We start from the raw sequence: 24,758 nt of genomic DNA on the forward strand, positions 1-24,758 counted from the left end.
TCTCCTCCACCCTCAGCGGTTCAACCTTCCAAAGCCTTCCACATCTGGATATCCCGTTCTGCGGTCCAGATGCGCGGGTCGGGGTACTGCGTGGCCTCGTCGTACGCGCGGGTCACGTCAAACGGCATGCAGTGGTTGAAGATGACCCAGTGCCCGTACTTGGGCTGCAGCTTGGCAAATGTGGCCTCGTACACCTTGCGCAGGTCTTCGCCTTGCGCAGCGCTGGCTTTCACGCTTTCGTACAGGTCGCTGATGAAGGCGCGCGTGCCCGCCAGACCCGCCTGCACTTGCTCGGGCGTTTGCAGCGCGGCGCCACGGCCCGGGACCAGCTTTTCGGGCTTGAGGGCGGCCAGGTTGTCCAGCGTCTGCGGCCAGTCCTTGAAATACGCGTCGCCCGCGTACGGCGTGGCATCGAACTCCACCAGGTCGCCGCTGAACAAAATCTTTTCCTGCGGCAGCCAGGCCACCGTGTCGCCTTTGGTATGGCCGCGGCCCAGTTGCAGGATCTGCACTTCCAGCTTGCCCAGCCACAGGGTCATCTTCTTGTTGAAGGTCATCGTGGGCCAGGTCAGGCCGTCCGGCACGCTCTCCACGTTCTGGAACAGGCGCGGAAAGCGGCCGATCTCGCTGTCCTTGTCGAACTGGCCGCGCTCCACGATCAGGTCGCGCGTGTCTTCGCTGGCAATGATGTGCTCGGCGCCATAGGCGCTCGCGCCCAGAACCCGCACTGCGTGGTAGTGGGACAGCAGCACGTATTGGATGGGCTTGTCGGTCACCTCGCGGATGCGGCGGATCACATCCTGCGCCATCACGGGCGTGGCCTGGGTGTCGATCACCATCACGGCGTCGTCGCCAATGATGATGCCGGTGTTGGGGTCGCCCTCGGCCGTGTACGCGTAGGCGTGGTCCGAGAGCTTGTCAAAGCTCACCTTCTTGACTTCCAGGTCGGCGGCGGAGGCAAAATTCTTGGTGTTCATGGTGTTCGATAAAAACGAATGCGTTGTACTAAACGGAATGTATTGATCATAAGCAGGCCATTTGTTCATGTCTAACGGATTTGCATAGGTATAAACACGCGTGTCAAGGCGCCCGCAACTGCGGGCGACAATCTCCCCATGTCTGCCCATGTACCCGACCTGTCCCCGTCCGACGACGAAGACACCCCCCGCAGCCCGCGCGGCATCCAGAGCGTGGAGGTGGGCGGCCAGCTGCTGAAGGTGCTGGCGCGCACCGGCCGGCGCATGGCGCTCAAGGACCTGGCCCGCGCGGCGGACATGACGGCCGCCAAGGCCCACCCGTATCTGGTCAGCTTTGGCAAGCTGGGCCTCATCGAGCAGGACGCCGTGAGCGGTCACTATGGCCTGGGGCCACTGGCCATGCAGCTGGGCCTGATCAGCCTGCAGCAGGTGGACCCGGTGCGCCTGGCCATTGCCGAACTGCCCGCGCTGGCCCAGCGCATCGGCTACACCGTGTCGGCGTCTGTGTGGGGCGACAACGGCCCCACCATCATCCGGGTCGAAGAAGGCCCCACTGCCGTGTACGTGGCCATGCGCCATGGCACCACGGCCTCGGTGCGGCACACGGCCACGGGCAAGGTATTTGCGGCGTTCGGGCCGCGCGATCGGGTCGCGGCGGCACTGGCGGCCGAAGGGTTTGCCGGAGCGCTGGATGAGCCCGCGTTTGCCGCCGAGCTGGACGCCGTGCGCACGCACCAGATCAGCGAGGTGACCGACCAGCTTTTGCCCGGCATCAGCGCGCTGGCAACCCCGATGTTTGATGGCTTCGGGCAGCTGGTGCTGTGCATTGCCGTGATCGGCCCCAGCGCCACGTTGCAGACCGGGCCCGCGAGCCCTGCGGCGCTGCACCTGCGCGAGGCGTCGCGCAGTCTCTCGCAGCGGCTGGGGGCGCCCCGCTGACGCGATTCAGTGCGTTTTGGCGCGGTAGCGCTGGGTATCTCTTCCCTTGTTGCTATTGAAAATATAGCGTTTCAACGCAGAGCCCGCCCCAGCGCCTGGTCCACATCCCACAGGATGTCATCCAGATCCTCAATGCCCACCGACAGCCGCACCATGTCCGCGCTCACGCCTGCGCTGGCCAGTTCTTCGTCGCTCAGCTGGCGGTGCGTGGTGGATGCAGGGTGGATCACCAGCGTCTTGGCGTCGCCGATGTTGGCCAGGTGGCTCAGGAACTCGCAGGCGTCGATGAATTTTTCGCCCGCCGCAGCGCCACCCTTCACGCCAAAAGTAAGGATGCCCGAGGCGCCCGGCGCACCATCCACCGCGCGGAACTGCTTTTGCGCCAGGCTGTAGTACGGCGAATCCGGCAGGCCAGGGTAGTTGACCCACGCCACCTGCGGGTGGCCTTGCAGAAATTTCGCCACGGCCAGCGCATTGCGGCAGTGCTCGCGCATGCGCAGGTGCAGCGTCTCGGCGCCCTGCAGCAGTTGCCACGCGTTCATGGGCGACAGCACGCCGCCAAAGGTGCGGTTGACCTCCATGCGCGCCTTCATGGTGTAGCCGAAGTCGCCAAAGGTCTCGTAGAACTTCACGCCGTGGTAGGCCCGGCTGGGCTCCACCATGTCGGGGAACTTGCCGTTGTCCCACGGGAACTTGCCGCCCTCGACCACCACGCCGCCCATGGTGGTGCCGTGTCCGCCGATGTACTTGGTGGCGCTGTGCACCACGATGTCGGCACCCAGCGCCAGCGGGTTGCACAGGTAGGGGCTGGCCACCGTGTTGTCGATCACCAGCGGCACGCCATGCGCGTGGGCCACGTCGGCAATCGCTGCGATGTCGAGCACGTTGACCAGCGGGTTGCCGATGGTTTCGCCGTAAAACGCGCGGGTGTTGGGCCGCACCGCGCGGGCAAAGTTTTCGGGGTCGGCCGGGTCCACAAACGTGGTCTCGATCCCCAGCCGCGAAAAGCCCACGCCCAGCTGCCCCACCGTGCCGCCGTAGAGCGTGCTGGCCGCTACGATGTGGTCGCCGGTTTTCAGGATGGCCAGCAGTGCCGCCATCTGCGCCGCCATGCCGCTGGCGCAGGCCAGGGCGGCGCGGCCGTTTTCGAGGCTGGCCATGCGCTCTTCAAACACCGCCACCGTGGGGTTGGTGATGCGGCTGTACACATGGCCGAACGTGCCCAGGTTGAACAGGTTGGCCGCGTGCTCGGCGTCGTCAAAGACGAAGCTCGTGGTCTGGTGTATGGGCGTGGCGCGCGCGCCGGTCACGGGGTCGGGCTGGGCACCGGCGTGGATGGCGCGGGTACCAAATCCGAAGGCGCGGTCGCCGCCAGGAGAGGTGTTATCAGTCATTTTTTAGTCAAAATAGCTGCAAGCGCACGTTTCATATGCCTGTGAAGCTATCAATTCGATAGTATCTGGCGTATTGCCTGACAGCCCGCTAGTACGGCAGCTGCCGCAGCCGCTTGGCACTGATGACACGGGTATTCACGCCCATCCAGCCCAGGCCGCCAAACAGCCGCGCGTGCTCGATCTTCACGCAGCGGTGTTGCACCACCTGCAGCCCCGCGGCCTCGGCGCGCAGGCCCGCCGCTTCGTTGGCCACGCCCAGCTGCAGCCACAGGCAGCGTGCGCCAATGGCAATCGCTTCTTCGGCCAGGGGCGGGATGTCCTCGCTCTTGCGAAAACAGTCCACCATGTCGATCTTGACGCCCTGCGCGGCAAGCGCGGTAGCCGCCTCGGTCACGCTGGCGTACGCCGGCTCGCCCAGGATGGAGCCGCCATCCCGCGCCACCAGCGGGTTCACCGGCACGATGCGGTAGCCGTGCGCCTGCATGTAGTTGGCCGCAAAGTAGCTGGGCCGGTGCCACTGCGGCGAAAGGCCCACCACCGCCAGGGTGCGGCAGTGCGTCAGGATGTCACGCAGGGTGCTGATGGTGTCGGGGGTGCGGAGCATGGGGCCAGTGTACGCATGGGACCTTGCTCGCGGCTTGCCCGAAGGCGGCGGCGCTCAGGCCGGTGACTTGTACTTGATGCTGCAGCCATACGGCTGCGTGGTGGCTGCCGACAGCGGTTTGCCGGCCAGCGCCTCCGCCAGGCCCACCTTCACGTGGTTGGTGGCCCGCTCGATGTCGGCGGCGCGGGCCGACGGGATGCTGTCGATGCCGCCCGCATAGATCAGCTGGCCTTGCGGGTTGACGATGTACAGGTGCGGCGTGGTGCGCGCCCCGTAGCTTTTGCCCACGGTGCCTTCCTCGTCCATCAGCACGGCGGTGGGGGCCGACTTGCGCTCGGTCTTCCAGGCCATGAGTGCGGCGGGGTCCAGGTAGTCGCGACTGGCTTTTTCTGTAGAGTTGATGGACAGCCACACCACGCCCTTGGCGGTGGCGTCCTTTTGCGTGGCGGGCATGTTGCCGCTGTCGTAGTGCTTTTTCACGAAGGGGCATCCGGGGTTGGTCCACTCCAGCACCACGTGCTTGCCCTTGAAGTCCGACAGGCGCACCGTTTTGCCGCTGGTGTCCTTGAGCGCAAAGTCAGGCGCGGGCTGGCCGACGGTGGCGGCCGCGTGGGCGCCGGATGCAACGAATGTGGCAAGTGCGCCGAGGGCGACAGTGGCAATCAGGGTGCGGCGAAGCAGTGGCATGACGGTCTCCTCAAGGTTGGCAAACAACGGTCACAGCGTGGCGATGGTGCTGCGCACTTCGTCCACAGTCAGGATCTCGGTCAGCACCACGGGCGGTTTGCCGGGGCGGTAGAACACGTACACCGGCACGCCGCTGCGGCCCAGTGCGGCCAGGGCGGCGGTGATGGCGGGGTCGCGGCGCGTCCAGTCGGCGCGCAGCAGGGCCACGTTTTTCGCCTGCAGGTCGGCCAGTACGTCGGCATTGGCCAGCGTGGTTTTCTTGTTGTACTGGCAGGTCACGCACCAGGCGGCGGTGAAGTCCACAAATACGGGGCGGCCACTGGCCACAATGTCTTCGGCCGCGCCGGGTGCCCAGGGCTGCCAGCGAGCAACGGGGCTGCCAGCCGGGGCTGTCGCCACTGCGGGCTCGGCCGCCACGCGCGTGACATGCGGTGCAAACGCCCACAGCATGAGCGCCATGGCAGCCACGGCCACGCTGCCCATCCAGATGCGTGCGCGGCCCGCCAGCGACAGCGCCCACACCACCAGCGACATGCCCACCAGCAATATCAGCAGCGCGCCCGCGCCGTCGATGCCGCTTTGCTGGCCCAGCACCCACACCAGCCAGACCACGGTGGCCAGCATCGGGAAGGTCATGAGCTTGCGGAAGGTGTCCATCCACGCGCCGGGGCGGGGCAGGGCGCGCGCCACGGCCGGCACCAGGCTGGCCGCCAGGTAGGGCAGCGCCAGGCCCAGGCCCAGCGCGGCAAACACCGCCAGTGCCTGCGCAGCGGGCAGCGTGGCCGTGAGGCCCAGCGATGCGCCCATGAACGGCGCCGTGCAGGGCGACGCCACGGCCACGGCCAGCACGCCGGTAAGGAAGCTGTCGGCCACCGGGTGGCGCGCCTGCAGGCTGGCCACCGACGACGGCAGGAAATGCCCGAACTCGAACACGCCCGCCAGATTCAGTGCAATGAGCGTGAACAGCGCCGCCAGCCCCGCCACCACGGCGGGTGACTGCAGCTGAAAGCCCCAGCCCACAGCCTCGCCCGCCGCACGCAGGGCCAGCATCAGCCCGCCCAGCGCCAGGAACGACAGCACCACACCCGCGGTGTACGCCAGCCCGCCAATGCGGTGGGCGCGCCGGTCTTGCGCATGCTGGGTAAAGCCCACCACCTTGATCGCCAGCACCGGAAATACGCAGGGCATGAGGTTGAGCAGAAGGCCACCCAGCAGCGCGCCCAGCAAGGCCACGGCCAGGGTCAGGACTGATGCGCCCGTGGGCGGCGCTACGGTGCCGGCCGCCGCGGCGGCGTTGGCCTTGAGCGCCGCCTCCAGCGCAGGCGAAACGGCGGTCATGCTGGCCACGGCCGGCCAGGTGCCGAGCACCTTCAGCTCGGCGCGGTAGCCCTCGCGGGCGCCGTGGCCGCCGTCCTGCACGGCCAGCACCACGGGCATCACGCTGGGGCTGTTGCTGCGCTGCGCGGCCAGGGGGATGCGCGCCGTCCACACGCTGCCGTTCCAGCTCTGGCTCCACTGCGCGGCGTTGTCGATGACTTCGCTGGTCTCGGGGAAAAGGTCCAGCGACTTGCCGCGCAGCGCGGTGGGCAGGCCCTGCACGCTGACCTGCAGCGCATTGCCATCCACCACCTGCGCCTGGCTGTCGGGGATGATGCCGTTCGTACCCGCCATCACCGGGCGGGGCTGCGCCGTGGCAGCCGCCTCAAACGCCGCGGTGTGCAGCGCGGTGGTGCTCTTGATGGGCAGCTGCAGCGTGAACTCGCCTTCTTCGGGGATGCACTCCTTGCGGCACACCAGCCACGAGGCGCGCAGCCGGATGGTGGCCTCTTGCGCCAGCGGGCCGGGCGCAAAGGTGCTGGCCACTGTCACGGGCACAGGCAGCAGCACCGTGCCTTCGTAGCCATAGTTGGCCAGCGTGCCGATGGGAATCTTGCGCGGCACGGGCCATGCAACTTCGCCCGCGTCCAGCCCTGCGGGCAGGGTCCAGGCCAGGTCGGTGGGCAGGCCGGAGTCGCCGGGATTCTTCCAGTAGGTGTGCCACTCGGGCTGGTGCGTGATCTGCAGGCCCAGCCACAGCGGCTGGCCGGGGGCCACGCCCTGGGGTGCATGGGCCAGCAGTTCGGCCCGCACATAGGGCGTGGTGACGACGCTGCTGCCTGCGGAAGAGGACGATTTGGAGCCAAATTGGGCGCTAGCGCTTGTCCAATAAGCACTGGCAGCTATCAAAAGCAGAGTAACTGCAAGGCGGTGGAGCAGGCGGTAGGGCATGGTTGCAGTGTGGGAGCGGGCGCAGGGCGGTTGGTTCCGGCCGCCCCGGGGCATTTCGTCGGGTGCGCCATTGTGCTGCGCCACGGTTGCTGGCGCAGCCCTGGTCTGCAAGCCCCTGATTGGGGGGGCGACGGCCGGGCCGGGCCACAGCCCCGCCGGGGCTATTCGGCCTTGAGGCTCAGGTCGGCCCGCGGCGTCCACTGGTCGGGCGGGGTGCCGGCCTTGGGGGCCGCCACAAACAGGCGCTCCGGCGGCAGCTTTTGCGCCACCAGGAATGCGCGCACGGCCTGGCCGCGCTCTTGCGCCAGTTCAGCCGCCATCGCATCGGTGGCGGGCTGGCTGGCCATCAGCAGTGCTTCCATCTCGGCGGTGGTCAGCTCCTTGGCCAGGCCCACCAGGTTGCGCGGCTTGGCCATGTCGGCGCGGCGGTACGCCTCTTTGAGCAGGGCGGGGTATTCGGCGTCGGTGACCGGGGATGTATCGGCCGGGTTGGCGCGGCGCTTTTCGGCCAGCACGCGCTGGCGCAGGCGTTCGCGCTGCAGGCCCTCGCGCTCGTCCTTCAGGCTGGCCGTGCCGGTCACGGTGATCTTGAGGGTCGGCCGGTCGTTCAGGGCCGCCACCACCTTGGCCAGGCTCTCACGGGCCTCGGGCGTGAGGGTGGCGCTGCCCGGCGCAAAAGGCACCTGGCTCAGCTCGGTGCCGCTGCCGCCCAGGGCGCTGGCCAGCAGGCTGAAGGGCGAGGTCAGGGCCTTGCCGATCAGGTTGACGATGATGCGACCGATGACCGGCCCCAGGCGGAATTGCGGGTCGTTCAGCGAGCCGCTGATGGGCAGGTCCAGGTCGATCACGCCATTGCGGTCGGCCAGCAGGGCCACGGCCAGCTTCACGGGCAGGCTGCCGGGTGCGCCGGGCACGGGTTCGCCAAACGTGAGCTGGTGCAGCACCAGCCGGTTGCTGGCTGTGAGCTGGCCGCTGGGCAGCACGGTGTAGTTCACGTCCATGTTCAATTTGCCGCGCTCGATGCCGTGGCCCGCGTAGCGCACGGCGTAGGGCGACAGCGGCGGCAACTCCAGGTCGCGCAGGCGGCCGGTGATGTCCAGCGCCAGCGGCCTGGCCAGCGGGTTGAGCTTGCCGGTGATCTCGATGGAGGCCGAGTCCTCGGCCCGGCCGCGCAGTTCCAGGTCGGCCAGTACCGGATCGCCTGCGTTGGCCTGCGATGAAAACGCAGCCAGGCGCCCCGTGAGCTGCGTCAGGTCGGCCGAGTAATTGGGCTGGATGAAGAAGTCCGAGAAGATCACCTGCGCGTTGACCAGGCTGATGGGCCCCGACACCACGACCGGCGCCAGGGGGTCAGGTGCCAGCGCAGTCACGGGCGCTGCCGACGTGGTGGTGGGCGCGGATGCGGGCCCGGCGGTTGCCGGAGCCGCAGTCGCGACGGAGGTGGCTGCGGGTATGCCAGCCGGGGCGGTCGTCCCGGCCGCGCGGGCCTGCGCCAGGGCCTGCACCTGCGCGGGCGGCGTGGCAATGTCGCTCAGGTTGATGCGGCCAGCCTCGTTCACCGTCACCCGGGCAAACAAGTCGATGACGCTCGTTTCCTTGATCTCGATCCGTGGTGCCGTACCGGGCGCGGTGGCCACGGCCAGGCCGCGCAGGCTCAGGCCTTTCCAGGACACCAGTTCGCGGCCTACCTGGGCCTCGGTCTTGGGGGTGGATGCCGCTGTGCTGTCGGCCCGCAGCGCATCCACCGCGGCATCGCCCGCCAGGCGCAGGCTGGTGCCCTGCGCGGATTGCGACACGGCCAGCTGGCCCTGGAAACCCAAGTCGGCGCGCAGCAGCTCGATCGACAACTGGCTCGCCAGATAGCCATCAAACGCATGCACCGGCACCCGCGCCAGGTCCAGCCGGCCCTGCAGTGACAGCGGCTCCATGGCCAGCGTGCCCTTGAAATCGAGCTTGCCGGGCGCGGCGGCGTTCCCTGAGGCCGGGGCCGGCACCGCCGTGCGGGCCGAGATCTGGAACGACTCGGGCTTGCCGCCATCGCTGGCCCAGTTCGTTGCCGCCATCTGCAGGCCCGATACCTCCAGCGCCACGGGCCGCGGCTGGGCCTGGTCGGCAAAGGCCACCGTGCCCCGCTCCAGCGCAAAGTCGGCCACGCGGATCTTCCACGGTGCGGCCGGGGGGCTGGCGGGTGCATCGGCGGCGGTTGCTGCACTTGCAGTGCTTGTAGTGGTTGCCGCGCCATCGGGCACGGTGGTGGCTGGTGCCCTGGCCCAGCGCTCGAACATCCAGCGCCCGTCGGCAGCGCGCTCCACATTCACCTGCGGCTGCACCACGGCCACGCGGCCCAGCGTGGCGGTGCGCTCGTCCAGCGGCACGCGCACACCGTCCACCGCCAGCCGGCCCACGCTGGCCAGCGTGGTCTTGCCCTGCCGCAGCGCAAACTGCTCCAGCGCGAGCGGGCCGGCTGTCAGCGTGATGCCGCTGGCGGCGGGCTGCCCGGCCTTGGCGGGTACCGCGGGCTCGGCTGGCTTTTCCCATTGCAGGCCCCAGTCGCCCGTGAGCTGGCCCGACACCGCGGGCTCCAGCAACTGCGCCAGATAGGGCGCCGCCAGTTGCAGCGATAGCGCCTGCAGCGATGCGTTCACGCTGGCTTTTCGGTCACTGGCCTCGCCCGAGAAGCTCAGGCCGCCCTCCTGAAGCCTGAGGGCGCCCTTGAAGGTGAAGGGCTTTTCCATCGGCAGGGCCAGGTCGGCCAGCTCCAGCGTGACGTCGGTGGCCTGCAGTGCGGCTGCAGGGCGCACGGCCTGGTCGGCCCAGCGCACGGTGCCGCCGCGCACGGCGGCCTTGGCCACGCGCACGGACCACGGGGTGGCCGCTGCACCGGTGGCCTTGGCCGCGCTGGCCGCCGGCGTGGCTGGTGCCGCAGCTTGCGCACCCGGTGCAGAGGCCCCCAGTTGAGCCATGTTCAGTTGACCCGCCGCATTGCGCGCCAGGGTCACCACGGGGGCTGTCAGCTCCAGCTGGTTCAGATGCACCACCTGCTCCAGCGGCCGCACATCGGCCATGTCGATCTTCAGCGATTCGTACGACAGGATGTCGCCGTCCTGCCGGTCGGTCAGGCGCACGCCGCGTGCATTGACGGCCCCCGACAGCTTCACCGCCATGCGCGGGTGCTGCTCGAACGCCACCTTCACGTCCATATCGAGCGTGGCGCTGTGCACCTTCACGGGCAGGCTGGCGGGCAGGTAGGCCAGGTAGGGCGCCAGGTCCAGGCCTTCCCAGCGGATCGTGGCCTCGCTGCGGCCCGTTTGCGCAAAGGGCGTACTGGCCGCGGACGAGTCAAACCGGCTTCCGTTGAGCGCGAACGACAGGTGGGGCTCCACGCGGATTTCGTGGGTGGCATTGAGCGTGCTCAGGAACGGCACGCGCAGCGCCAGGTCGCGCACTTCGTGGGCCTTGCCGCCAGTCACGCTGTCGTCGGTGTAGTCGATGCTGCCGCCGGTAAGCGCCAGGTTGTACAGCGCCAGACGCGCGGGGCTTTGGGCGGTTGTGTCCTTGGGCCGGGCTGCCAGCCGGGCCAGGATGTCATCCACGTCGTAGCGGCCGCCGCCGAGGTGGCGCAGGCGCAGCACCGGCCTGTCGACGGTGAAGGCATCCACCACCGGCGCCAGGCGCAGCAGCGACTGCAGCTCGCCGTCGGCATAGATGCGGCCGATGGTGAGTTGCGGCAGTCCGCCAGCGTCAGCCCCGGACACGGCCACGTCATTCAGCGCCAATTCCAGCGACCAAGGCCGGAAGTCCACCGCGCCGACCGTCACGACCCGGCCCAGCTTGTCGCTGGCCACCCGCTCCAGCTGCGACTTGACGAGCGGCGGTACCGCCAGCCACGCCAGCAGCCACAGGCCAAGCAGCCCGACCAGTGTGCGCAGGGCCGGGCGTGCCCAGCGGTGCTCGCGCAGCGCCGCAAGCGGAATCGGACGGAAGGAGAACGGCATGACAGGGGCGGGCAGGGTGGCCCGATGGACGTATGAAAGCGTGGGGGAAAAAGCGCGCGGCGACGGGTGTGCGAATGGATGACCTCCGCGTACGGCTCCCTATTTTCGCCGCTGGCCTCGGCGCCGGGTAAGGCTTTGCAACAGTTGCCTGCGCGGGCTCAAAATTGTTGACTTTGACCCGGCTGGCCCCTGATTCGCAAGCATTTGCTCACTGGGCGAAGCCCAGCACCACACGGCGCGTGGTGGCCACCACACCGCTTCTGGTGCTTCTCACTTGCGCTTGCGCAAATGAGAGCACCCCGAAGAAAACCGCCTTTCGCTTCGATCACTGGGCAAAGCCCAGCACCACGCGGCGCGTGGTGGCGCTTTTCTTCTCAATCTTCGTCACGACGATGGGGCCGATCTCTGCGGTGTTGGCCACATGCGTGCCACCGCAAGGCTGCAGGTCGATCAGCGGCGCGCTGCCATTGCCGCCGATGCGGATGGTGCGGATGCGCCCCGTGCCGCGCGGGGGCTGCACGCTCATGCTCTTGACCAGGGCCGGGTTGGCGTCCAGCTCTTCGTCGCTGATGGAAGCCACCGTGAGCGGGTGCGCGGCTGCCACCAGGGCTGCGATGGCGGCGGTCAGGGTGTCCTTGTCCAGCGGGTCGGTCATGGCAAAGTCCAGCCGCGCGTAGTCGGGTGTGATGGAGCAGCCGTTGACCAGCTGCGGCACGACATGGCAGAGCAGGTGCGAGGTGGTGTGCAGCCGCATCATGCGGTGGCGGCGTTCCCAGTCGATGCGGGCCGTCACGGGCATGCCCACGGCCAGCCGGGCCAGCAGGTCATCCTGGCCGGGCGCCGGGATGTGCACGATATCCAGGGTGGGCGTGCCTTCTGCATCCTTGCCTTTGCGGGTGTCGGCAATGGCGATGGCTGTGCCGTCGGCGAGCACCAGATGCCCGCTGTCTCCCGCCTGGCCGCCGCCCAGCGGGTAGAACACCGTCTGGTCCAGCACGATGCCGCCGGTGTCCGGCAGCAGGGCGGTGATGTGCGCGCTGCATTCGCGCAGGTAGGCGTCTTGGCGGAAGAGGTCTTGGGTCATCGTGCGATGGTATCCCTGCAGCATCGGCGCGGCAGCCTCCGGTGTGACGGCTGACGGCTGACTACTGGCGGGGTGACCGAGCAGGGCGCTTGCAGGGGCCTTTCATGGGCTTGCGCTTGTGCGCGCATGTCGCTCCTGGCAGCTGACAGTGCAGCGCGGAAGTGGCAGGCACACGACAGACGGACTCCGGCGCGGCCCCTACGATGGCAGCCATGAACCGCCGCACCCTGCTCGAGATCCCGTTGATGGCCGCCGTGCCGACCCTGTCGGGCATGGCCCTGGCCGACGAGCCACGCGTCGCCAGCCTCGCCGATGCGCAGCTTTGGCTGGACCGCGTGGTGGCCGCGCGCCAAGCCCGTACTACCGGCGCATGGCCCTTGCCGGCCGTGCTGGAGCACCTGGCGCAAAGCATCGAGATGAGCATGGACGGTTTTCCCCAGCCGCGCAGTGCCGTGTTCCAGCACACGCTGGGAGCCGCGGCGTTTGCCGTGTTCAGCTGGCGCGGCCGCATGCACCATGGTCTGGCCGATCCCATTCCCGGCGCCCCTGCGTTGCGGCTGGATGCCCGCCTGCCGGATGCCGCCGCCCGCCTGCGTGCCGCGATCGAACGCTTTGAACGCCACCAGGGTGCACTGGCCCCGCACTTTGCCTATGGCGCACTGGACAGGGCGCGCTTTGCCCAGGCGCACAGCCTGCACATCGCCAATCACCAGGACGAGATCCTGCTGCACGTCTGAACGCCATGCACCCTTGCGCCAAACAAAGCCGCGCGAGCGAGGCCCCCGAGCGCTGGCCTCGCCGGCTGCTGCGCCACGCGGGATGGGCCGTGTGGGTGCTGCTGGCCGTGATGGCTGCGTTGTCGCGCGCCACGTTCGGGTTGCGCTGCGAGAGCTTCGGTTGCACCTATGTGGGCGTGGTGTGGGTGGCACTGGCTGCCATCTGGGGGGTGGTGGTGCTCCTGGGGCTGGGCCTGCTCGGGTGGCAGCGCCACGGCAGCGTTCCGACCCGCCTCACTGCCGCAGCCGTGGCGGCACTGCTGGTGGCCGCGGCAGGCCATGTTGCGTACTGGCTGGCCTGACTGAACTACCATGCGCGGATGAACGCCGCCGCTGCCGACGCCACGTCTTTTCCGCCCCTGCCTTCCCGCTTCTGGGCAGACCTTTCCACCCGCGACTTTTCCGCCCTGCAGGCCAGCGGCCAGGCCGAACATGTCGTGGCCGTGCTGCCCGTGGCCGCCACCGAACAGCATGGTCCGCACCTTCCGCTGTCGGTGGATGCCACCCTGCTGCAGGGCGTGATCTGCGCTGCCGTGGCGCACCTGCCGCCTTCATTGCCCGTGCTGTTCTTGCCGCCACAGGACGTGGGCCTGAGCACCGAGCACGAAGGCTTTGCCGGCACGCTGACCCTGTCGCCCGCCACGGTGATCGCGCTGTGGACCGAACTCGGTGCCTGTGTGGCGCGTACGGGCGTCAAAAAGCTGCTGATCTTCAACAGCCACGGCGGCAATGTGGCCGTGATGGACATCGTGGCCCGCGAGCTGCGCCAGCGCCACGGCCTGCTGGTGTACAGCGCCAGCTGGTTCAGCCTGCCACTGCCGGCTGACGTGCAAGGCCAGTTCAGCGCGGAAGAGCACCGGTTTGGCATCCATGCCGGCGAGATCGAGACGTCGATGATGCTGCACCTGGCCCCCGCCACGGTGCGCATGGAGCACGCGCAAAACTTCCGGTCCACCTCGCAGGACCGCGCTGAGCGCTACGCGATTCTGGGCAACGGCAAGAGCGCCAAGATGGGCTGGGCCATGCAGGATTACCACCCGAGTGGGGCTGTGGGGCAGTCGGATGCAGCTACGGCTGAGAAGGGCGGGGCTGTGGTGGAGGCGGCGGGGGGGGCGCTGGCGGCGTTGCTGGGGGAGGTGGTGGCGCTGCCGTTGGGGACGGTGCGGGTGTAGCCGTCGCTTCTTGGTCGCAGGGGGCTGGCAGCCGCCCGCGTGATGCGGTGGATCATGGGTTTTCTGGTGGTTCTGCCATCGATTTTTGGCGAGGTTGCTTTCATTACGTGGCGGGACATCGCCGCCCGTTCGCGGTCAGTCCGTTGAGGCCTGAACGCTGATTGAGTCCCACCCGTTCGGGCTGAGCCCGTCTCAGGTTGCGTTTGTTGTGGCTATTCCATGCCTGTGCTCAGGGCGGGAGCCGGGAGTCGCCCGGCTTGCGACTCACTTTCTTTTGCTTCGCCAAAAGAAAGTAAGCAAAGAAAAGGCGACCCTCAGTCTGCGACCCCTTCGCGGTGCGAAGGGGCAGACCTGCGCCGGTGCGGTTGCGGGGTGCGCCGCGGAACTCGCTTTGCGCTGCGCGCGCCGCTCGGACAGCCGCGGCGAGTCAGATCACGAAGCAGCCGCGCACCTGCGCGACTGCCACCCCGCAACTGCCCCGGCGCAGGCGCAGCCAGAAGGGGGTGGGGTGCCGAACAGCCGAACAGCCACACGGGTCATCGCTGCGCTCGACCCGGCATCGGCCGCGCCCGGCTTCAGCGGCGGCTACCAGCGCGCGGCGCGTGCGCCCGCGAGATGGGGCCGAGCGAAGCAATGGCCCGAATAGATGTCCGCTCCCCATCCCCTCTGTGTGCGCCGAGGAGCGCAGGGCGTGGGGCGGCGTGTGCCGAAGGACACACGCTTCGTGGACTGACTCGCTGCGGCTGTCTGAGCGGAGCGCCGCAGGCGCGCAGCGAGTTCCGCAGCGCGCCCCACGCACGAGCACCGCAGGTTGCCCCGGAGCGAAGCGCAGGGGACGCAGACAGTGGGGTCGCCCTTTCTTTGGTTCCTTTCTTTCGGCGACGCGAAAGAAAGGGACTCGCCTGCCGGGCGACTCCCGGCCTCCGCCCTCCACTGAAGCACGCCGTCAGACATGCAGACATGCAGACATGCAGGAATGCAGGAATGCAGGAATGCAGACAGTCACCAGCAAGGCCCCTTACTGAACGGCGTGCAGTAACCATCTCGCCCTGAACAAGCCCGAAGAGCGAAGCACTCTGAGTTATTGCTATAAATATAATAGCTATGCAGCCAATAAAAACAAGCGCTACCGACCCAAACCACTCAAAAACGCCGCCTCAAGCATGCGTCACCCACTCCACATGCTCCATCTCATTGAGATGCGGCAACGTATTGAACGTCTGCAACATCAGCCGCTTGGGCGCAATCGAAAACTCCGTCACTGCGCTGTTGCGGATGCGCATGTTCAGCGCAATCGTCACCTCGGGTGCCGTGCCCAGCACCTCGCCCACCGCGGTGGAAATGGGGCCGCCGCTGCTCACCAGCAGCACGTTCTGACCGGCGTGGTGGTGGCGCACATGGTCCAGCACCGCGCGCACGCCGGCTGAAAACTCGTTCCAGCTGGGCATGCCCTGCGGACTGATGACGCCCGCCATCCACTGGGCCAGCGCATCGCACAGGATGCGGAAGTGCGCGCGGTACAGCTCGGGCGTGTCGGCCTTGCCCAGGGGCTGGGGGTGGATGGCTGCGATCAGCGCGTGGCTGTCGTACTCGTTGAGGCCCGGCCAGCGCGTGACCTCCGGGATGTTCCCGAGGCCTTTGGCAATGCCGTCCAGTGTTTCGGTGTGGCGCCGTAGCGTGCCGGTCATCACCGCGTCGAATGCCATGCCGCGGGCGCGCCAGTATTCGCCCAGGCGCACCGCCTGCTGGTGGCCGCGGGGGCTGAGCACGTCGTAGTCATCCGCGCCAAACGAGGCCTGGCCGTGGCGCACAAGGTAGAGGGTTCCCATGGGCAGATTGTCAAAACAAACCGCTGGACAGCTTGTCACTGGGGCGACTGGTGCTATTTATTCAGGAGCATGGATGCTGCTTTGCAGCATCCGGTGCGCTCCGCCAAGGCGAAAAAAAACCGGCCCAGTGGGCCGGTCTCTCACACCGTTGCCGGTATGGCGTGATCAGTAACGGCCACCGCCGTAGCCGCCGTTGCCGTAGCCCACGTCGGTACGCTTGGCACCGCCGTAGCCGGCAGCGCTGTAGCCGCCCGAACCGTTGCCGCCGCCACCTGCTTCACGCGGGCGGGCCAGGTTCACGACGATGGAACGGCCGTCCACCGACATGCCGTTGAGGGCCGTGATCGCGGCTTGCGCCACGTCAGCCGAAGCCATTTCCACAAAGCCGAAGCCCTTGGAACGGCCGGTTTCGCGGTCCATCATGACCTTGGCGGAAGACACGCCACCGAATTCGGAGAAGTTGCTCTCCAGGACGGCGTCGGTGACGGAGTAGGGCAGGTTGCCCACGTAGATTTTGCTGCTCATGAAAGAGCCTTTCTGAAAAGTGGCGCGCGATGATGGGCGCACCGTTGGGGTGCGGTGTGCAGACACGAAGTCCGCAGCATCGGGGGAATATGGACATGCGCCTGGGGTGCAGGTCCGCGGGAAAAGTGGTGTGGCCGTGTCCGCATGGCCGGGCTGCGTGCAGCGGTGCGTGCAGCCACGATGGCCGTGCAGGGGTTGTGCATCGGTCAGCAGGCCGGTGGGTGCGGCATGCAGGTCTGCAGCCAGCCCTGGGTCACGGCAAAAAGCCGGGCCGCATGGGGCGATGCAAAGACCTTGTCAAAACGGAAGACGCGGCAATAGCCGCCGGTGCTCTGGGAGCGCTGGACTGCAAACGAGGCGCGGAAGCGGCCGCAGTCGGTCGGGTGTGTCGCGGGCGAAACGACGTACTGGCCCATGGAAATGGCGGAGGTTGGAATTGGCTTCAATCAAACGGGATCGCGGGTGAACCGGATCGGCCCGCGTGAGCATCAAGGGACTGGGTGGGCTGCAGCTCTAACAGACCCACTGGGCGACCACGGTCGCAAAAGGCAGCTTGCACGGGCCGGTTGTGGGCCCGGTGCAGGCAGTGCGGGCTATGCGTTTTGCCAGATGGCACTGCCCGCGAGGTGTTGAGTATATCTGAAATGGAATTTGGAATGCTTCCAATATTCGTTCAAGTTTTAAAAAGGCCTTTTTAAGGGCTTGAGCGCGGGCGCTGCAGCGTGCGCACCCGCGGCGCAGGCGGCAGGCGATGCACGGGGTCACGCCCCCTGCAGTGCACTGGCAAACGCGGGCGCGTCCACGTTGCCGCCGGTCAGCGCTAACCCCACCACCTGACCTTGCAGGGCATCGCGTTCCTGCAACGCGGCAGCCAGCGCGGCGGCGCCCGCGCCTTCGGCCACGTTGTGCGTGTCGGCAAACAGGGCGCGCATGGCGGCGGCCACCTCGGCGTCGCTCACCTGCACGATGTGGTCGATGTGCGGCGCCATCACGGCCAGGGCCTCGGCATCGGCCACGCGGCAGGCCATGCCGTCGGCCAGCTGGGTGGTGACGGGCGCCGCGACCACGCGGCCGGCCGCCAGCGAATCGGCATAGGTGGTGGCATGGCTGCTGACCACGCCCACCACGCGCACCGGGTGCTGCAGCGCCAGCTTGGCCGCAATGGCCGAGCACGCGCCCGAGCCCTGGCCGATGGGCACGTACACCACATCCAGTTGCGGCACGGCACGCAAAAATTCCCACCAGTACGTGCTCACGCCGCGCAGCAGGTCGGGGTGAAAGCTGGGCACCATGTGCGCGCCGCGTTGCTGCGCCAGGTGCTTGGCGTGCTCGCGCGCTTCCTGAAAATCTTCACCATGCTCGACGAGCGTGACACCCAGCGCGCGCATGGCAGCGTTCTTCTCGACTGAATTACCGCGCGGAACCACGATGGTGCAGGCCACGCCGTGGCGCCGCGCGGCCCAGCCCATGCTCTGGCCGTGGTTGCCGCGCGTGGCGCTGATGACCTCCCTGGGCAAGGCATCACGCTGCGCGAGCTGGTCGAAATAGGTCAGCCCGCCGCGGATCTTGAATGCGCCCACCGGCGTGTGGTTCTCGTGCTTGAGCCAGCAGTCGGTGCCCAGGCGTTGGCTGAGCAGCGCCCAGCGGTACTGGGGCGTGGCGGCGAAGTCGCGGTACACGACCTCGGCGGCGGCTTCGATGTCGGCCAGGGTGGGTAAAAGCGCAGTGGGGTCGAGGCGGGTGTTCATGCAATGGCCTTGTGCAGGGGGCGATGGGCGGGGGCGAAGCGCGCAGCCGTGGTCAGCCCGTAGCGATGGAGGACAGCGTGACGGGGCCGCGCGGCGTGCCCAGCTGCACGGTGATGCGCGGCACATTGCCAACGCAGATGGTGGCAGCGTGCGCCAGGTCCAGGGCATTGCACGCGGCCTGCAGCGTGGAGGCCTGGGGGTGCTCCAGCCGCAATTGCTGCAGTTGCACGCCGCTGGCCGCAAGGCTATCGCACGGGTGCACGGCGCCCCACTGGATGAGCGTGGGCAGGCAGCCGTCCAGCAGGCGCTGGCCATCGTCGCGCACGGTGATCTGCCACTGCAGCAGGCCATGGGGCGTGGGGCGGCTGGCAGTGAGGATCGGGCCGCGGTCAATGCCCATCGCCGCCAGGTCTGCGCGCGCCGGGCCGATATCTGGCACGCTGGCCACCCAATGGATGGGCTGCGGGCCGTGGGCGGCCACCTGCGACTGCAAACCGGCATCATCCATGTCAAACCAGCGCCTGGCGCCCGGTTCTATTGTGCTGGCAGCTATGCTATTTATAGCAATAATCTCCAGGTACGCACGGGGATGGGCTGCGCTGCTGATGTTCAGGATGCGATTGTGCGTGCCCATTAGCGGGTGTTCGCCACCCGCCGTGGGCGTGATGCCCAGCGTGCGTTCGCACCATGCCACGCCAGTCGGCAGGTCGGACGCCAGCACCACAAGGTGGTCCAAGCAGGCTGGGTGCGCGGCGATCACGGTGGTCACAGCAGCACCTCGCCAGTCATGCAGGTCACGCTGCTGCCACCAATCCAGATCGTGCCGCCATCCTGCTGCACATGCACGCGCCCCGCACGGTCCAGGCAGGTGCCCTGGACGGCCACGTACTGTGCAGGTGCCAGGCCCGCGCCGATGAGCCACTGCGCCATGGCTGCGTTGAGGCTGCCGGTGACGGGGTCTTCGATGAGCCCGTGGCTGCCAGGGAAGAAGGCGCGCACCTCCAGGGCAATGCCGGGTTCCTGGCTGGGCCCGACGACCCCGATCTCGTACCCGGCCAAGGCGTCGCTGCGCGGCACCTGCAGCGCCAGCACCTGTTCGGCGCTACGCAGCATCAGGCCGCGCCACCGCGGACCGTTGTTGCACCAGGCGTGGTGCAGGATGTCGGCGCGCTGCAGGCCCAGCCCCTGTGCGATGCGCTGGACCTCGGCTTCCGGCAGCGGGCCGCTTTCGATCAATGGCGGCGCTGCAAATGCCAGCCGGTCGCCGTCCTGTCGCAGTGGAACCAAGCCCACGCCGCATTCCTGCACCACCCGCCCCGCCACCTGCGGCTGGCCGCCGGCCTGCAGCCATGCGTGGCAGGTACCGAGCGTGGGGTGGCCGGCAAACGGCAGCTCGCGCCCGGGGCAGAAGATGCGTACGCGGTAGTCCGCGCCAGCAGCGCGGCCCTCGGGCGAGGGCGGCAGCACGAAGGTGGCTTCGGACAGGTTGGTCCAGTTCGTGAAGTGCTGCATGGCCTCGGTCGAAAGGCCGGTGCCGTCCAGCACCACGGCGAGCGGGTTGCCCCGGTACGCGGTGGCGGTGAACACGTCGACTTGCTTGAAGGGGCGCTGGTGCATGGCAGTGGTTCCGGAAGTGGCTTGAAGAAAAGAAAAGGGTCGCAGTCGCGCACGCCGGGGGCGTGCCGGTGGTATCACCGGGGCCTTCAGCGCGCCATCGGTAGAAAGAAAGGTGGGCTCAGCCGCTGGGCCGGGCTTGCGGAATCGCGTGCGTCACAGCAAGGCCGTCCCTTCGATGCAGGTGACGGCGTGGCCGCCCACCCAGACCTGCCCGACATCGTCCTGGCGGATTTGCACGCGGCCGGCACGGCCCAGGCATTCCCCTTGGGCCACCAGGTAGCTGCGCGGGGCCAGGCCGTCGGCAATCAGCCATTCGGCCAGGCTGGCGTTCAGGCTGCCCGTCACCGGGTCTTCGGGGTTGCCCATGGGGGCGGCAAAGGCGCGCACCACCACGCCGGGCTGGCGGGTGTCGGCCGCTTCGGGGCCGACATGCACCACACCCACGTCCTGCCCCAGGTCCTTGATGCGGGCGTGGTCGGGCCGCAGGTTGAGCACGGTGTCGGCGCTGTCGAGCAGCAGGCCCAGCCAGCGCGGGCCGTTGTCCAGCAACTGGGCGCCCTGGATCTGCGCGGGGCGCAGGCCCAGCGCGCTGGCAATCAGCGGCACCAGCGCGGGGCTGGGGGCGCTGCGCTGCAGCGCGGGCGCTGCAAACGCCAGCGTGCCGTGGTTGTGCTGCACCCGCACCAGGCCCAGTGCGCATTCCTGCACCACCATGCCGGGTTCGCGCGGGCTGTGCCCGGCTTGTAGCCAGGCGTGGCAGGTGCCCAGGGTGGGGTGGCCGGCAAACGGCAGCTCGCCGCTCGGGCTGAAAATGCGCACCCGGTAGTCGGCGCCTGCCGCCCGCCCGGCATCGGTGGGCGGTAGTAAAAAAGTGGTTTCCGAGAGGTTGGTCCACGCGGCAAAGCGACGCATGTCGTCGTCGCTGAGGCCATTGGCGTCCAGCACCACAGCCACCGGGTTGCCGTAGCCGGGGCGGTCGGTAAACACATCGATCTGCTTGAAGGCGCGTGGGTGCATGGCAGCAGGGCGTCAGGTCAGGAAAGCGGCTGGTCCAGCAGGCCCCGCGCGCCGGGGCGGCTGCTCACCGTGTTGTACCACTGCTCCAGGTGCGGATGCGATGCCCGGGACTGCGGCAGGCCCCACCAGCGGTGAATTTCGCAGCCCACCGGAATGTCGGCCATGGTGAAGCGATCACCCGCCATGAAGGGCTGGCGCGCCAGGTGCGCATCGAGCAGGGCCAGCAGGGGCTCGGTGGCGGCGACCGATGCGGCAATCAGCGCGTCATTGCGCTGGGCCGCAGGCGTGCGGATCCACTGGACGAAAGCATCGCGCCCGGCGGGGTTCAGCGTGGTCTGCTGCCAGTCCATCCACTGCTCGGCCGCAAAGCGCTCGGGCAGCGCCTCGGGGTACAGGTCGCCCATGGAGTATTGCGCGCACAGGTAGCGCACGATGGGGTTCGATTCCCACAGCCTCACGCCGGTCTCGTCGTCCTCGATCAGCGGCACCAGCCCGTTGGGGTTGCGCTGCAGGTAAGCAGCCTCGCGCACGATACCGAACTGGCCGCCGGCATCGGTGCGCTGCAGTGTGATGCCCAGCTCCTGCGCGGCCCACACCACCTTGCGCACGTTGATGGACGACAGGCGTCCCCACAGGTGCAGCATGCTCAGCGGCCCCGGCTTTCGCGGATCGCGGTGGCCAGCGCGGCAATGCCTGTGGCAATCTGCTCGGCCGTGGATGTGACGAACGACAGGCGCAGCGTGCGCGGGTCGGCGTTGTCGGCATAGAAGGCCGCGCCGGGCACAAAGGCCACGTTGCGCTCCACCGCCCGGGGCAGCAGGTCGATGGCGCTCATGCCTTCGGGCAGGCGCACCCACAGGAACATGCCGCCGTCGGGGCGGTTCCACTCAACGCCCAGGCCCTGCATTTCCGTGTCGAGCGCGGTCAGCATGGCTTCGCACTGCGCCTTGTATAGCGCGCGGATGGTGGGCACATGGCGGTCCAGGAAGTTGCCCTTCATCACCTCGGCCACCAGGCGCTGGTTGTAGCCGGGCGTGTGCAGATCGGCCGCCTGCTTGGCCTGCAGCAGCTTGGGGTACACAGCTTTGGGCGCCACGATGTAACCCAGGCGCAGGCCGGGTGCCAGCACCTTCGAGAACGAGCCCATGTAGATGCAGCCATCGGGGTTGCGGGCCGTGAGCGGCGCGGGCGGGGGCGCGTCGAACCACAGGTCGCCGTAGGGGTTGTCTTCCACCAGAGGCAGGTTCAGCTCGGCTGCAGCGGCCACCAGCTCGGCGCGGCGCGCGTCGCTCATGGTGCGACCCGTGGGGTTCTGGAAGTTGGGCAGCACGTACAGAAAGCGTGCCTTGTCGGTGCCGGTGCCCACCTTGGCACGCAGGTCATCCACCAGCAGGCCTTCTTCGTCGCTGGCCACGGCCACCACGCTGGGCTCCATGGGCGTGAAGGCCTGCAGGGCACCCAGGTAGGTGGGCGTTTCCACCAGCACACGGCTGCCTTCGTCGATCAGCACCTTGGCGATCAGGTCCAGCGCCTGCTGCGAGCCGGTGGTGATCAGGATCTGCTCGGGGTCCACGTTCCAGGGCAGGAAGTCGGCAATCGCCTGGCGCAGCGGGGCATAGCCTTCGCTGGCGGCGTACTGCAGCGCGGCGTGACCATCGTTGGCCAGCACGGCGGCCGAGGCTTCGGCAAAGGCCGCTACCGGGAAGGTCTTGGGGGAGGGCAGGCCGCCCGCCAGGCTGATGATGCCGGGCTTTTCGGTGACCTTGAGAATCTCGCGGATGACCGAAGGGTTCATGCGCGCGGCGCGGCGCGCCAGGGTCCAGGTGTTTTCAGTGGTGCCGGTCTGTGGCAGGTCGTTCAGTTTCACTCTCGTTCTCCTCCGGATGGGCCCCAAAAGACCACCCACGTTGCAAAGTCGTCAGAAAAATTCTCGAAGCGGTGCACCTGCCCCGCCGGCACAAAGAATGCGTCGCCAGCCTGGAACCGGTGGCGATCGTCGCCTTGCACGAATTCGCCCTGCCCGCTGTGGATGAAATACAGCTCATCCTGCGCGTGGGGCTGCTGCGGATCGTGCCCGCGCGGCGCATACAGCTCGGTGCGCATGCTGCCGTGGCGCAGGACTTCCACAAACCGATCTCCGGCCGGGCCTGGCAGTTGCTGCAGGGCGTGTTCTACGGAGTATTTCATAGGGGCGTTCGGTGGCAGGTTGGGGGCTGTAAGGGCTGTGATGGTGTGCACTCAGTCCACGATGAACAGCGTGGCACCCTGGGGCGCCGTGGAGCGGTGGGGCTCGGCGTTGTCGGCCACCTGGTAGCTCATGCCGGGTGTCAGCGTGAACGTGCGGCCGTCGGCCAGCTCGGTGTGCAGCTCACCGCTCAGGCACAGCAGCACATGCCCCTTAACGCACCAGTGGTCCGACACATAGCCCGGCGTGTACTCCACCATGCGCACGCGGATATCGCCGAACTGCTGCGTGCGCCAGAAGGCCTGGCCTGCCTGGGCGCTCTTTTCCTCGCGCGGCACGGTGGCCCACCCGGTGGTGGCAAAGGGGATGTGGCTGATCTTCATGCAGGTCTTCCGGCAGGGCCCACGGGCATCTTCTTGCCTGCGTACACCGTGGCCATCACGGCCAGGGCAAACAGCAGCGTGACCAGGTCGAGCCGCTCGCCGGCCAGCGGCACGGCAAACAGCAGGCTCAGAAACGGTTGCATCAGCTGGATCTGGCTTACCCGTACGGCGCCCAGCGCCAGGGCGCGGTACCAGGCAAAAAAGCCGATCCACATGGAGAACAGCGACACATACACAAAGCCCATCCAGCTGGTGGCCGTGATACCTCCCGGCTGCGCGGGCGCAAACCACCAGGCCACCGGCAGCGTGAGCGGCAGGCAGCACACCAGCACCCAGCAGATCACCTGCTCGGCCCCCAGCCGCGGCGTGAGGCGTGCGCCGCCGATGTAGCCCAGCGCGCCGGTGGTCATGGCAATCAGCAGATAGATGTTGGCCGCGCCCAGGTAAATGCCGCCCGCGCGCCACACCATGAAGCCCAGCACCAGCCCGCTGCCCACCACGGCACACGCCCAGAAACCTTTGGAGGGCCGCTGGCGGAACCACAGCGCCCCCAGCACCGCCGTGGACAACGGCAGCAGCGCGGTGACCACGGCGCCGTGAGTGCTGGGCACATGCCGCAGCGCCAGCGCCAGGAACAGCGGAAACCCCACGATCACGCCAAACGCCGTGACCGCCAGCAGTGGCCATTCGGCCCGCACCGGTACCTTCAGCCGCCCCTGGCGGTGCTGCCACAGCAGGTAGCCCACCGACAGCAGCCCGGCCACCGCGGCGCGGCCAAAGGTGACGAACCACGGCGAGAGCTGCGGCGCATCCACCGTGCCCACGGCCAGCCGCGTCATGGGCAGCGTGGCGGCAAACAGCGTGATGCCTACCAGGCCCCACAGCAGCGCTTCGCGTTCCTGCGCGGGGTTCACAGCGTCACCATCCAGCTGGCAGTGACCACCAGCACCACGGCCAGCGCACGGTTGAACCACAGCAGCCGCTGGCCCTGGGCCAGCCACTGGCGCAACAGCGAGCCCACCAGGGCGTACACAAAATTGCTGGAGAACGCGAACGCCACCATCACCACACAGACGATGGCCAGCCGCTCACCCGGGTTGGGAGCGGGCTGCCCGGCGGCGTTGACCACCCAGCCCGCGCTGAGCGTGAGCGCCAGCATCCAGGCCTTGATGTTCACGAACTGCAGGCCCACGCCCTGCCAGAAGGTCACCTGCAGCCTGCTCGCGTCCACCTGCGCCAGCTGCCCGGCGCGTGCCAGCTTGAATGCCAGCCACAGCATGTAGCCCACGCCCGTCAGCGTCACCGCCCAGCGCAGTGCGGGCACGGTGGTGATGATGGCGCCCAGGCCCAGGCCGCAGGCCAGCATGAGCAGCGTCCAGCCTGTGGGCACGGCCAGGCAAAAGCGCAGTGCGCGGCGCAGGCCCAGGTTGGCGGCCAGCGCGGTGGATAGCGTGGTGTTGGGCCCCGGCGAAAAGCTCATGGCGGTGCAAAACAGCAGCAGGGCAGTGAGTTCGGCAGCGCTCATGGGCGGAGGGGAGATGCAGGCTCTTGTGGGTGA

24 protein-coding genes are annotated in these 24,758 nt (G+C 68.1%); 4 read left to right on the top strand and 20 right to left on the bottom strand.

Annotated features, from left to right (window positions below; genetic code table 11):
- Nucleotides 1-20 precede the first annotated feature (20 nt).
- A complete protein-coding gene (locus ACTPOI_RS10690; RefSeq protein ID WP_440108614.1) occupies nucleotides 21-977 on the bottom strand; it encodes an MBL fold metallo-hydrolase in 957 nt (318 codons plus the stop codon).
- Between the two features lie 138 nt (nucleotides 978-1,115).
- Between ACTPOI_RS10690 and ACTPOI_RS10695 the strand changes: the two genes are divergently transcribed.
- Complete coding sequence (locus ACTPOI_RS10695) at nucleotides 1,116-1,916, top strand: IclR family transcriptional regulator (RefSeq protein ID WP_440108616.1); 801 nt, start codon at nucleotides 1,116-1,118, stop codon at nucleotides 1,914-1,916.
- A 71-nt stretch (nucleotides 1,917-1,987) separates the two neighbouring features.
- On the opposite strand, the gene ACTPOI_RS10700 is transcribed toward ACTPOI_RS10695, so the two are convergent.
- The 6 genes from ACTPOI_RS10700 to ACTPOI_RS10725 all read right to left on the bottom strand — a co-directional run bounded on the left by ACTPOI_RS10700 (nucleotide 1,988) and on the right by ACTPOI_RS10725 (nucleotide 11,948).
- Nucleotides 1,988-3,310 (bottom strand): O-acetylhomoserine aminocarboxypropyltransferase/cysteine synthase family protein, encoded by a 1,323-nt coding sequence (locus ACTPOI_RS10700; RefSeq protein ID WP_440108618.1) that lies wholly within the window; start codon nucleotides 3,308-3,310, stop codon nucleotides 1,988-1,990.
- Between the two features lie 88 nt (nucleotides 3,311-3,398).
- Nucleotides 3,399-3,914, bottom strand: coding sequence for a CoA-binding protein (locus ACTPOI_RS10705; protein WP_440108620.1), 516 nt, complete (start codon nucleotides 3,912-3,914; stop codon nucleotides 3,399-3,401).
- Between the two features lie 54 nt (nucleotides 3,915-3,968).
- The gene (locus ACTPOI_RS10710) at nucleotides 3,969-4,601 is read right to left on the bottom strand and encodes a thioredoxin family protein (RefSeq protein WP_440108621.1); all 633 of its coding nucleotides are present in this window, start codon (nucleotides 4,599-4,601) and stop codon (nucleotides 3,969-3,971) included.
- A gap of 30 nt (nucleotides 4,602-4,631) precedes the next feature.
- Entirely contained in the window at nucleotides 4,632-6,869 is a 2,238-nt protein-coding gene (locus ACTPOI_RS10715) for a protein-disulfide reductase DsbD family protein (RefSeq protein WP_440108623.1), read from the bottom strand.
- A 161-nt stretch (nucleotides 6,870-7,030) separates the two neighbouring features.
- Nucleotides 7,031-10,864 carry a DUF748 domain-containing protein gene (locus ACTPOI_RS10720; protein WP_440108625.1) on the bottom strand — a complete coding sequence of 1,278 codons (3,834 nt, stop codon included), beginning with the start codon at nucleotides 10,862-10,864 and terminating at the stop codon, nucleotides 7,031-7,033.
- Nucleotides 10,865-11,189: 325 nt separating this feature from the next.
- Entirely contained in the window at nucleotides 11,190-11,948 is a 759-nt protein-coding gene (locus tag ACTPOI_RS10725; RefSeq protein WP_440108627.1) for an alanyl-tRNA editing protein, read from the bottom strand.
- 212 nt (nucleotides 11,949-12,160) lie between these two features.
- On the opposite strand from ACTPOI_RS10725, the gene ACTPOI_RS10730 reads away from it, so the two are divergent.
- The 3 genes from ACTPOI_RS10730 to ACTPOI_RS10740 are packed head-to-tail and all read left to right on the top strand — an operon-like array spanning nucleotide 12,161 to nucleotide 13,896.
- Nucleotides 12,161-12,685 (top strand): DUF1569 domain-containing protein, encoded by a 525-nt coding sequence (locus ACTPOI_RS10730; protein WP_440108629.1) that lies wholly within the window; start codon nucleotides 12,161-12,163, stop codon nucleotides 12,683-12,685.
- Nucleotides 12,686-12,690: 5 nt separating this feature from the next.
- Nucleotides 12,691-13,026, top strand: a complete 336-nt coding sequence (locus ACTPOI_RS10735) for a hypothetical protein (RefSeq protein WP_440108631.1) — start codon at nucleotides 12,691-12,693, stop codon at nucleotides 13,024-13,026.
- An 18-nt stretch (nucleotides 13,027-13,044) separates the two neighbouring features.
- Complete coding sequence (locus tag ACTPOI_RS10740; protein WP_440108632.1) at nucleotides 13,045-13,896, top strand: creatininase family protein; 852 nt, start codon at nucleotides 13,045-13,047, stop codon at nucleotides 13,894-13,896.
- A gap of 1,157 nt (nucleotides 13,897-15,053) precedes the next feature.
- Here the strand turns inward: ACTPOI_RS10740 and ACTPOI_RS10745 are convergent.
- The 13 genes from ACTPOI_RS10745 to ACTPOI_RS10805 form a co-directional block, all read right to left on the bottom strand.
- Nucleotides 15,054-15,725 carry a histidine phosphatase family protein gene (locus ACTPOI_RS10745; RefSeq protein WP_440108634.1) on the bottom strand — a complete coding sequence of 224 codons (672 nt, stop codon included), beginning with the start codon at nucleotides 15,723-15,725 and terminating at the stop codon, nucleotides 15,054-15,056.
- 165 nt (nucleotides 15,726-15,890) lie between these two features.
- Complete coding sequence (locus ACTPOI_RS10750) at nucleotides 15,891-16,250, bottom strand: RNA recognition motif domain-containing protein (RefSeq protein ID WP_440108636.1); 360 nt, start codon at nucleotides 16,248-16,250, stop codon at nucleotides 15,891-15,893.
- Between the two features lie 206 nt (nucleotides 16,251-16,456).
- Nucleotides 16,457-16,666, bottom strand: coding sequence for a hypothetical protein (locus ACTPOI_RS10755; RefSeq protein WP_069103822.1), 210 nt, complete (start codon nucleotides 16,664-16,666; stop codon nucleotides 16,457-16,459).
- A gap of 345 nt (nucleotides 16,667-17,011) precedes the next feature.
- Complete coding sequence (locus ACTPOI_RS10760; RefSeq protein ID WP_440108638.1) at nucleotides 17,012-17,998, bottom strand: threonine dehydratase; 987 nt, start codon at nucleotides 17,996-17,998, stop codon at nucleotides 17,012-17,014.
- A gap of 52 nt (nucleotides 17,999-18,050) precedes the next feature.
- On the bottom strand, nucleotides 18,051-18,767 hold the full coding sequence (locus ACTPOI_RS10765; RefSeq protein WP_440108640.1) for a VOC family protein: 717 nt from the start codon (nucleotides 18,765-18,767) through the stop codon (nucleotides 18,051-18,053).
- Complete coding sequence (locus ACTPOI_RS10770) at nucleotides 18,764-19,615, bottom strand: PhzF family phenazine biosynthesis protein (RefSeq protein WP_440108642.1); 852 nt, start codon at nucleotides 19,613-19,615, stop codon at nucleotides 18,764-18,766. The genes ACTPOI_RS10765 and ACTPOI_RS10770 overlap by 4 nt, the downstream gene beginning before the upstream one ends.
- A gap of 153 nt (nucleotides 19,616-19,768) precedes the next feature.
- A complete protein-coding gene (locus ACTPOI_RS10775) occupies nucleotides 19,769-20,632 on the bottom strand; it encodes a PhzF family phenazine biosynthesis protein (RefSeq protein WP_440108644.1) in 864 nt (287 codons plus the stop codon).
- A 17-nt stretch (nucleotides 20,633-20,649) separates the two neighbouring features.
- Nucleotides 20,650-21,276, bottom strand: a complete 627-nt coding sequence (locus tag ACTPOI_RS10780) for a glutathione S-transferase family protein (RefSeq protein ID WP_440108646.1) — start codon at nucleotides 21,274-21,276, stop codon at nucleotides 20,650-20,652.
- Between the two features lie 2 nt (nucleotides 21,277-21,278).
- Nucleotides 21,279-22,499 (bottom strand): PLP-dependent aminotransferase family protein, encoded by a 1,221-nt coding sequence (locus tag ACTPOI_RS10785; protein ID WP_440108648.1) that lies wholly within the window; start codon nucleotides 22,497-22,499, stop codon nucleotides 21,279-21,281.
- Entirely contained in the window at nucleotides 22,496-22,819 is a 324-nt protein-coding gene (locus ACTPOI_RS10790) for a cupin domain-containing protein (RefSeq protein WP_440108650.1), read from the bottom strand. Before ACTPOI_RS10790 ends, ACTPOI_RS10785 begins: the two co-directional genes overlap by 4 nt.
- Nucleotides 22,820-22,870: 51 nt before the next feature.
- Nucleotides 22,871-23,200 carry a DHCW motif cupin fold protein gene (locus ACTPOI_RS10795; RefSeq protein ID WP_440108652.1) on the bottom strand — a complete coding sequence of 110 codons (330 nt, stop codon included), beginning with the start codon at nucleotides 23,198-23,200 and terminating at the stop codon, nucleotides 22,871-22,873.
- Nucleotides 23,197-24,114, bottom strand: coding sequence for a DMT family transporter (locus ACTPOI_RS10800; RefSeq protein WP_440108654.1), 918 nt, complete (start codon nucleotides 24,112-24,114; stop codon nucleotides 23,197-23,199). Before ACTPOI_RS10800 ends, ACTPOI_RS10795 begins: the two co-directional genes overlap by 4 nt.
- Entirely contained in the window at nucleotides 24,111-24,725 is a 615-nt protein-coding gene (locus ACTPOI_RS10805) for a LysE family translocator (RefSeq protein ID WP_440108656.1), read from the bottom strand. The genes ACTPOI_RS10800 and ACTPOI_RS10805 overlap by 4 nt, the downstream gene beginning before the upstream one ends.
- Nucleotides 24,726-24,758: the final 33 nt, after the last annotated feature.

The organism is Acidovorax sp. BL-A-41-H1 (assembly GCF_051942715.1).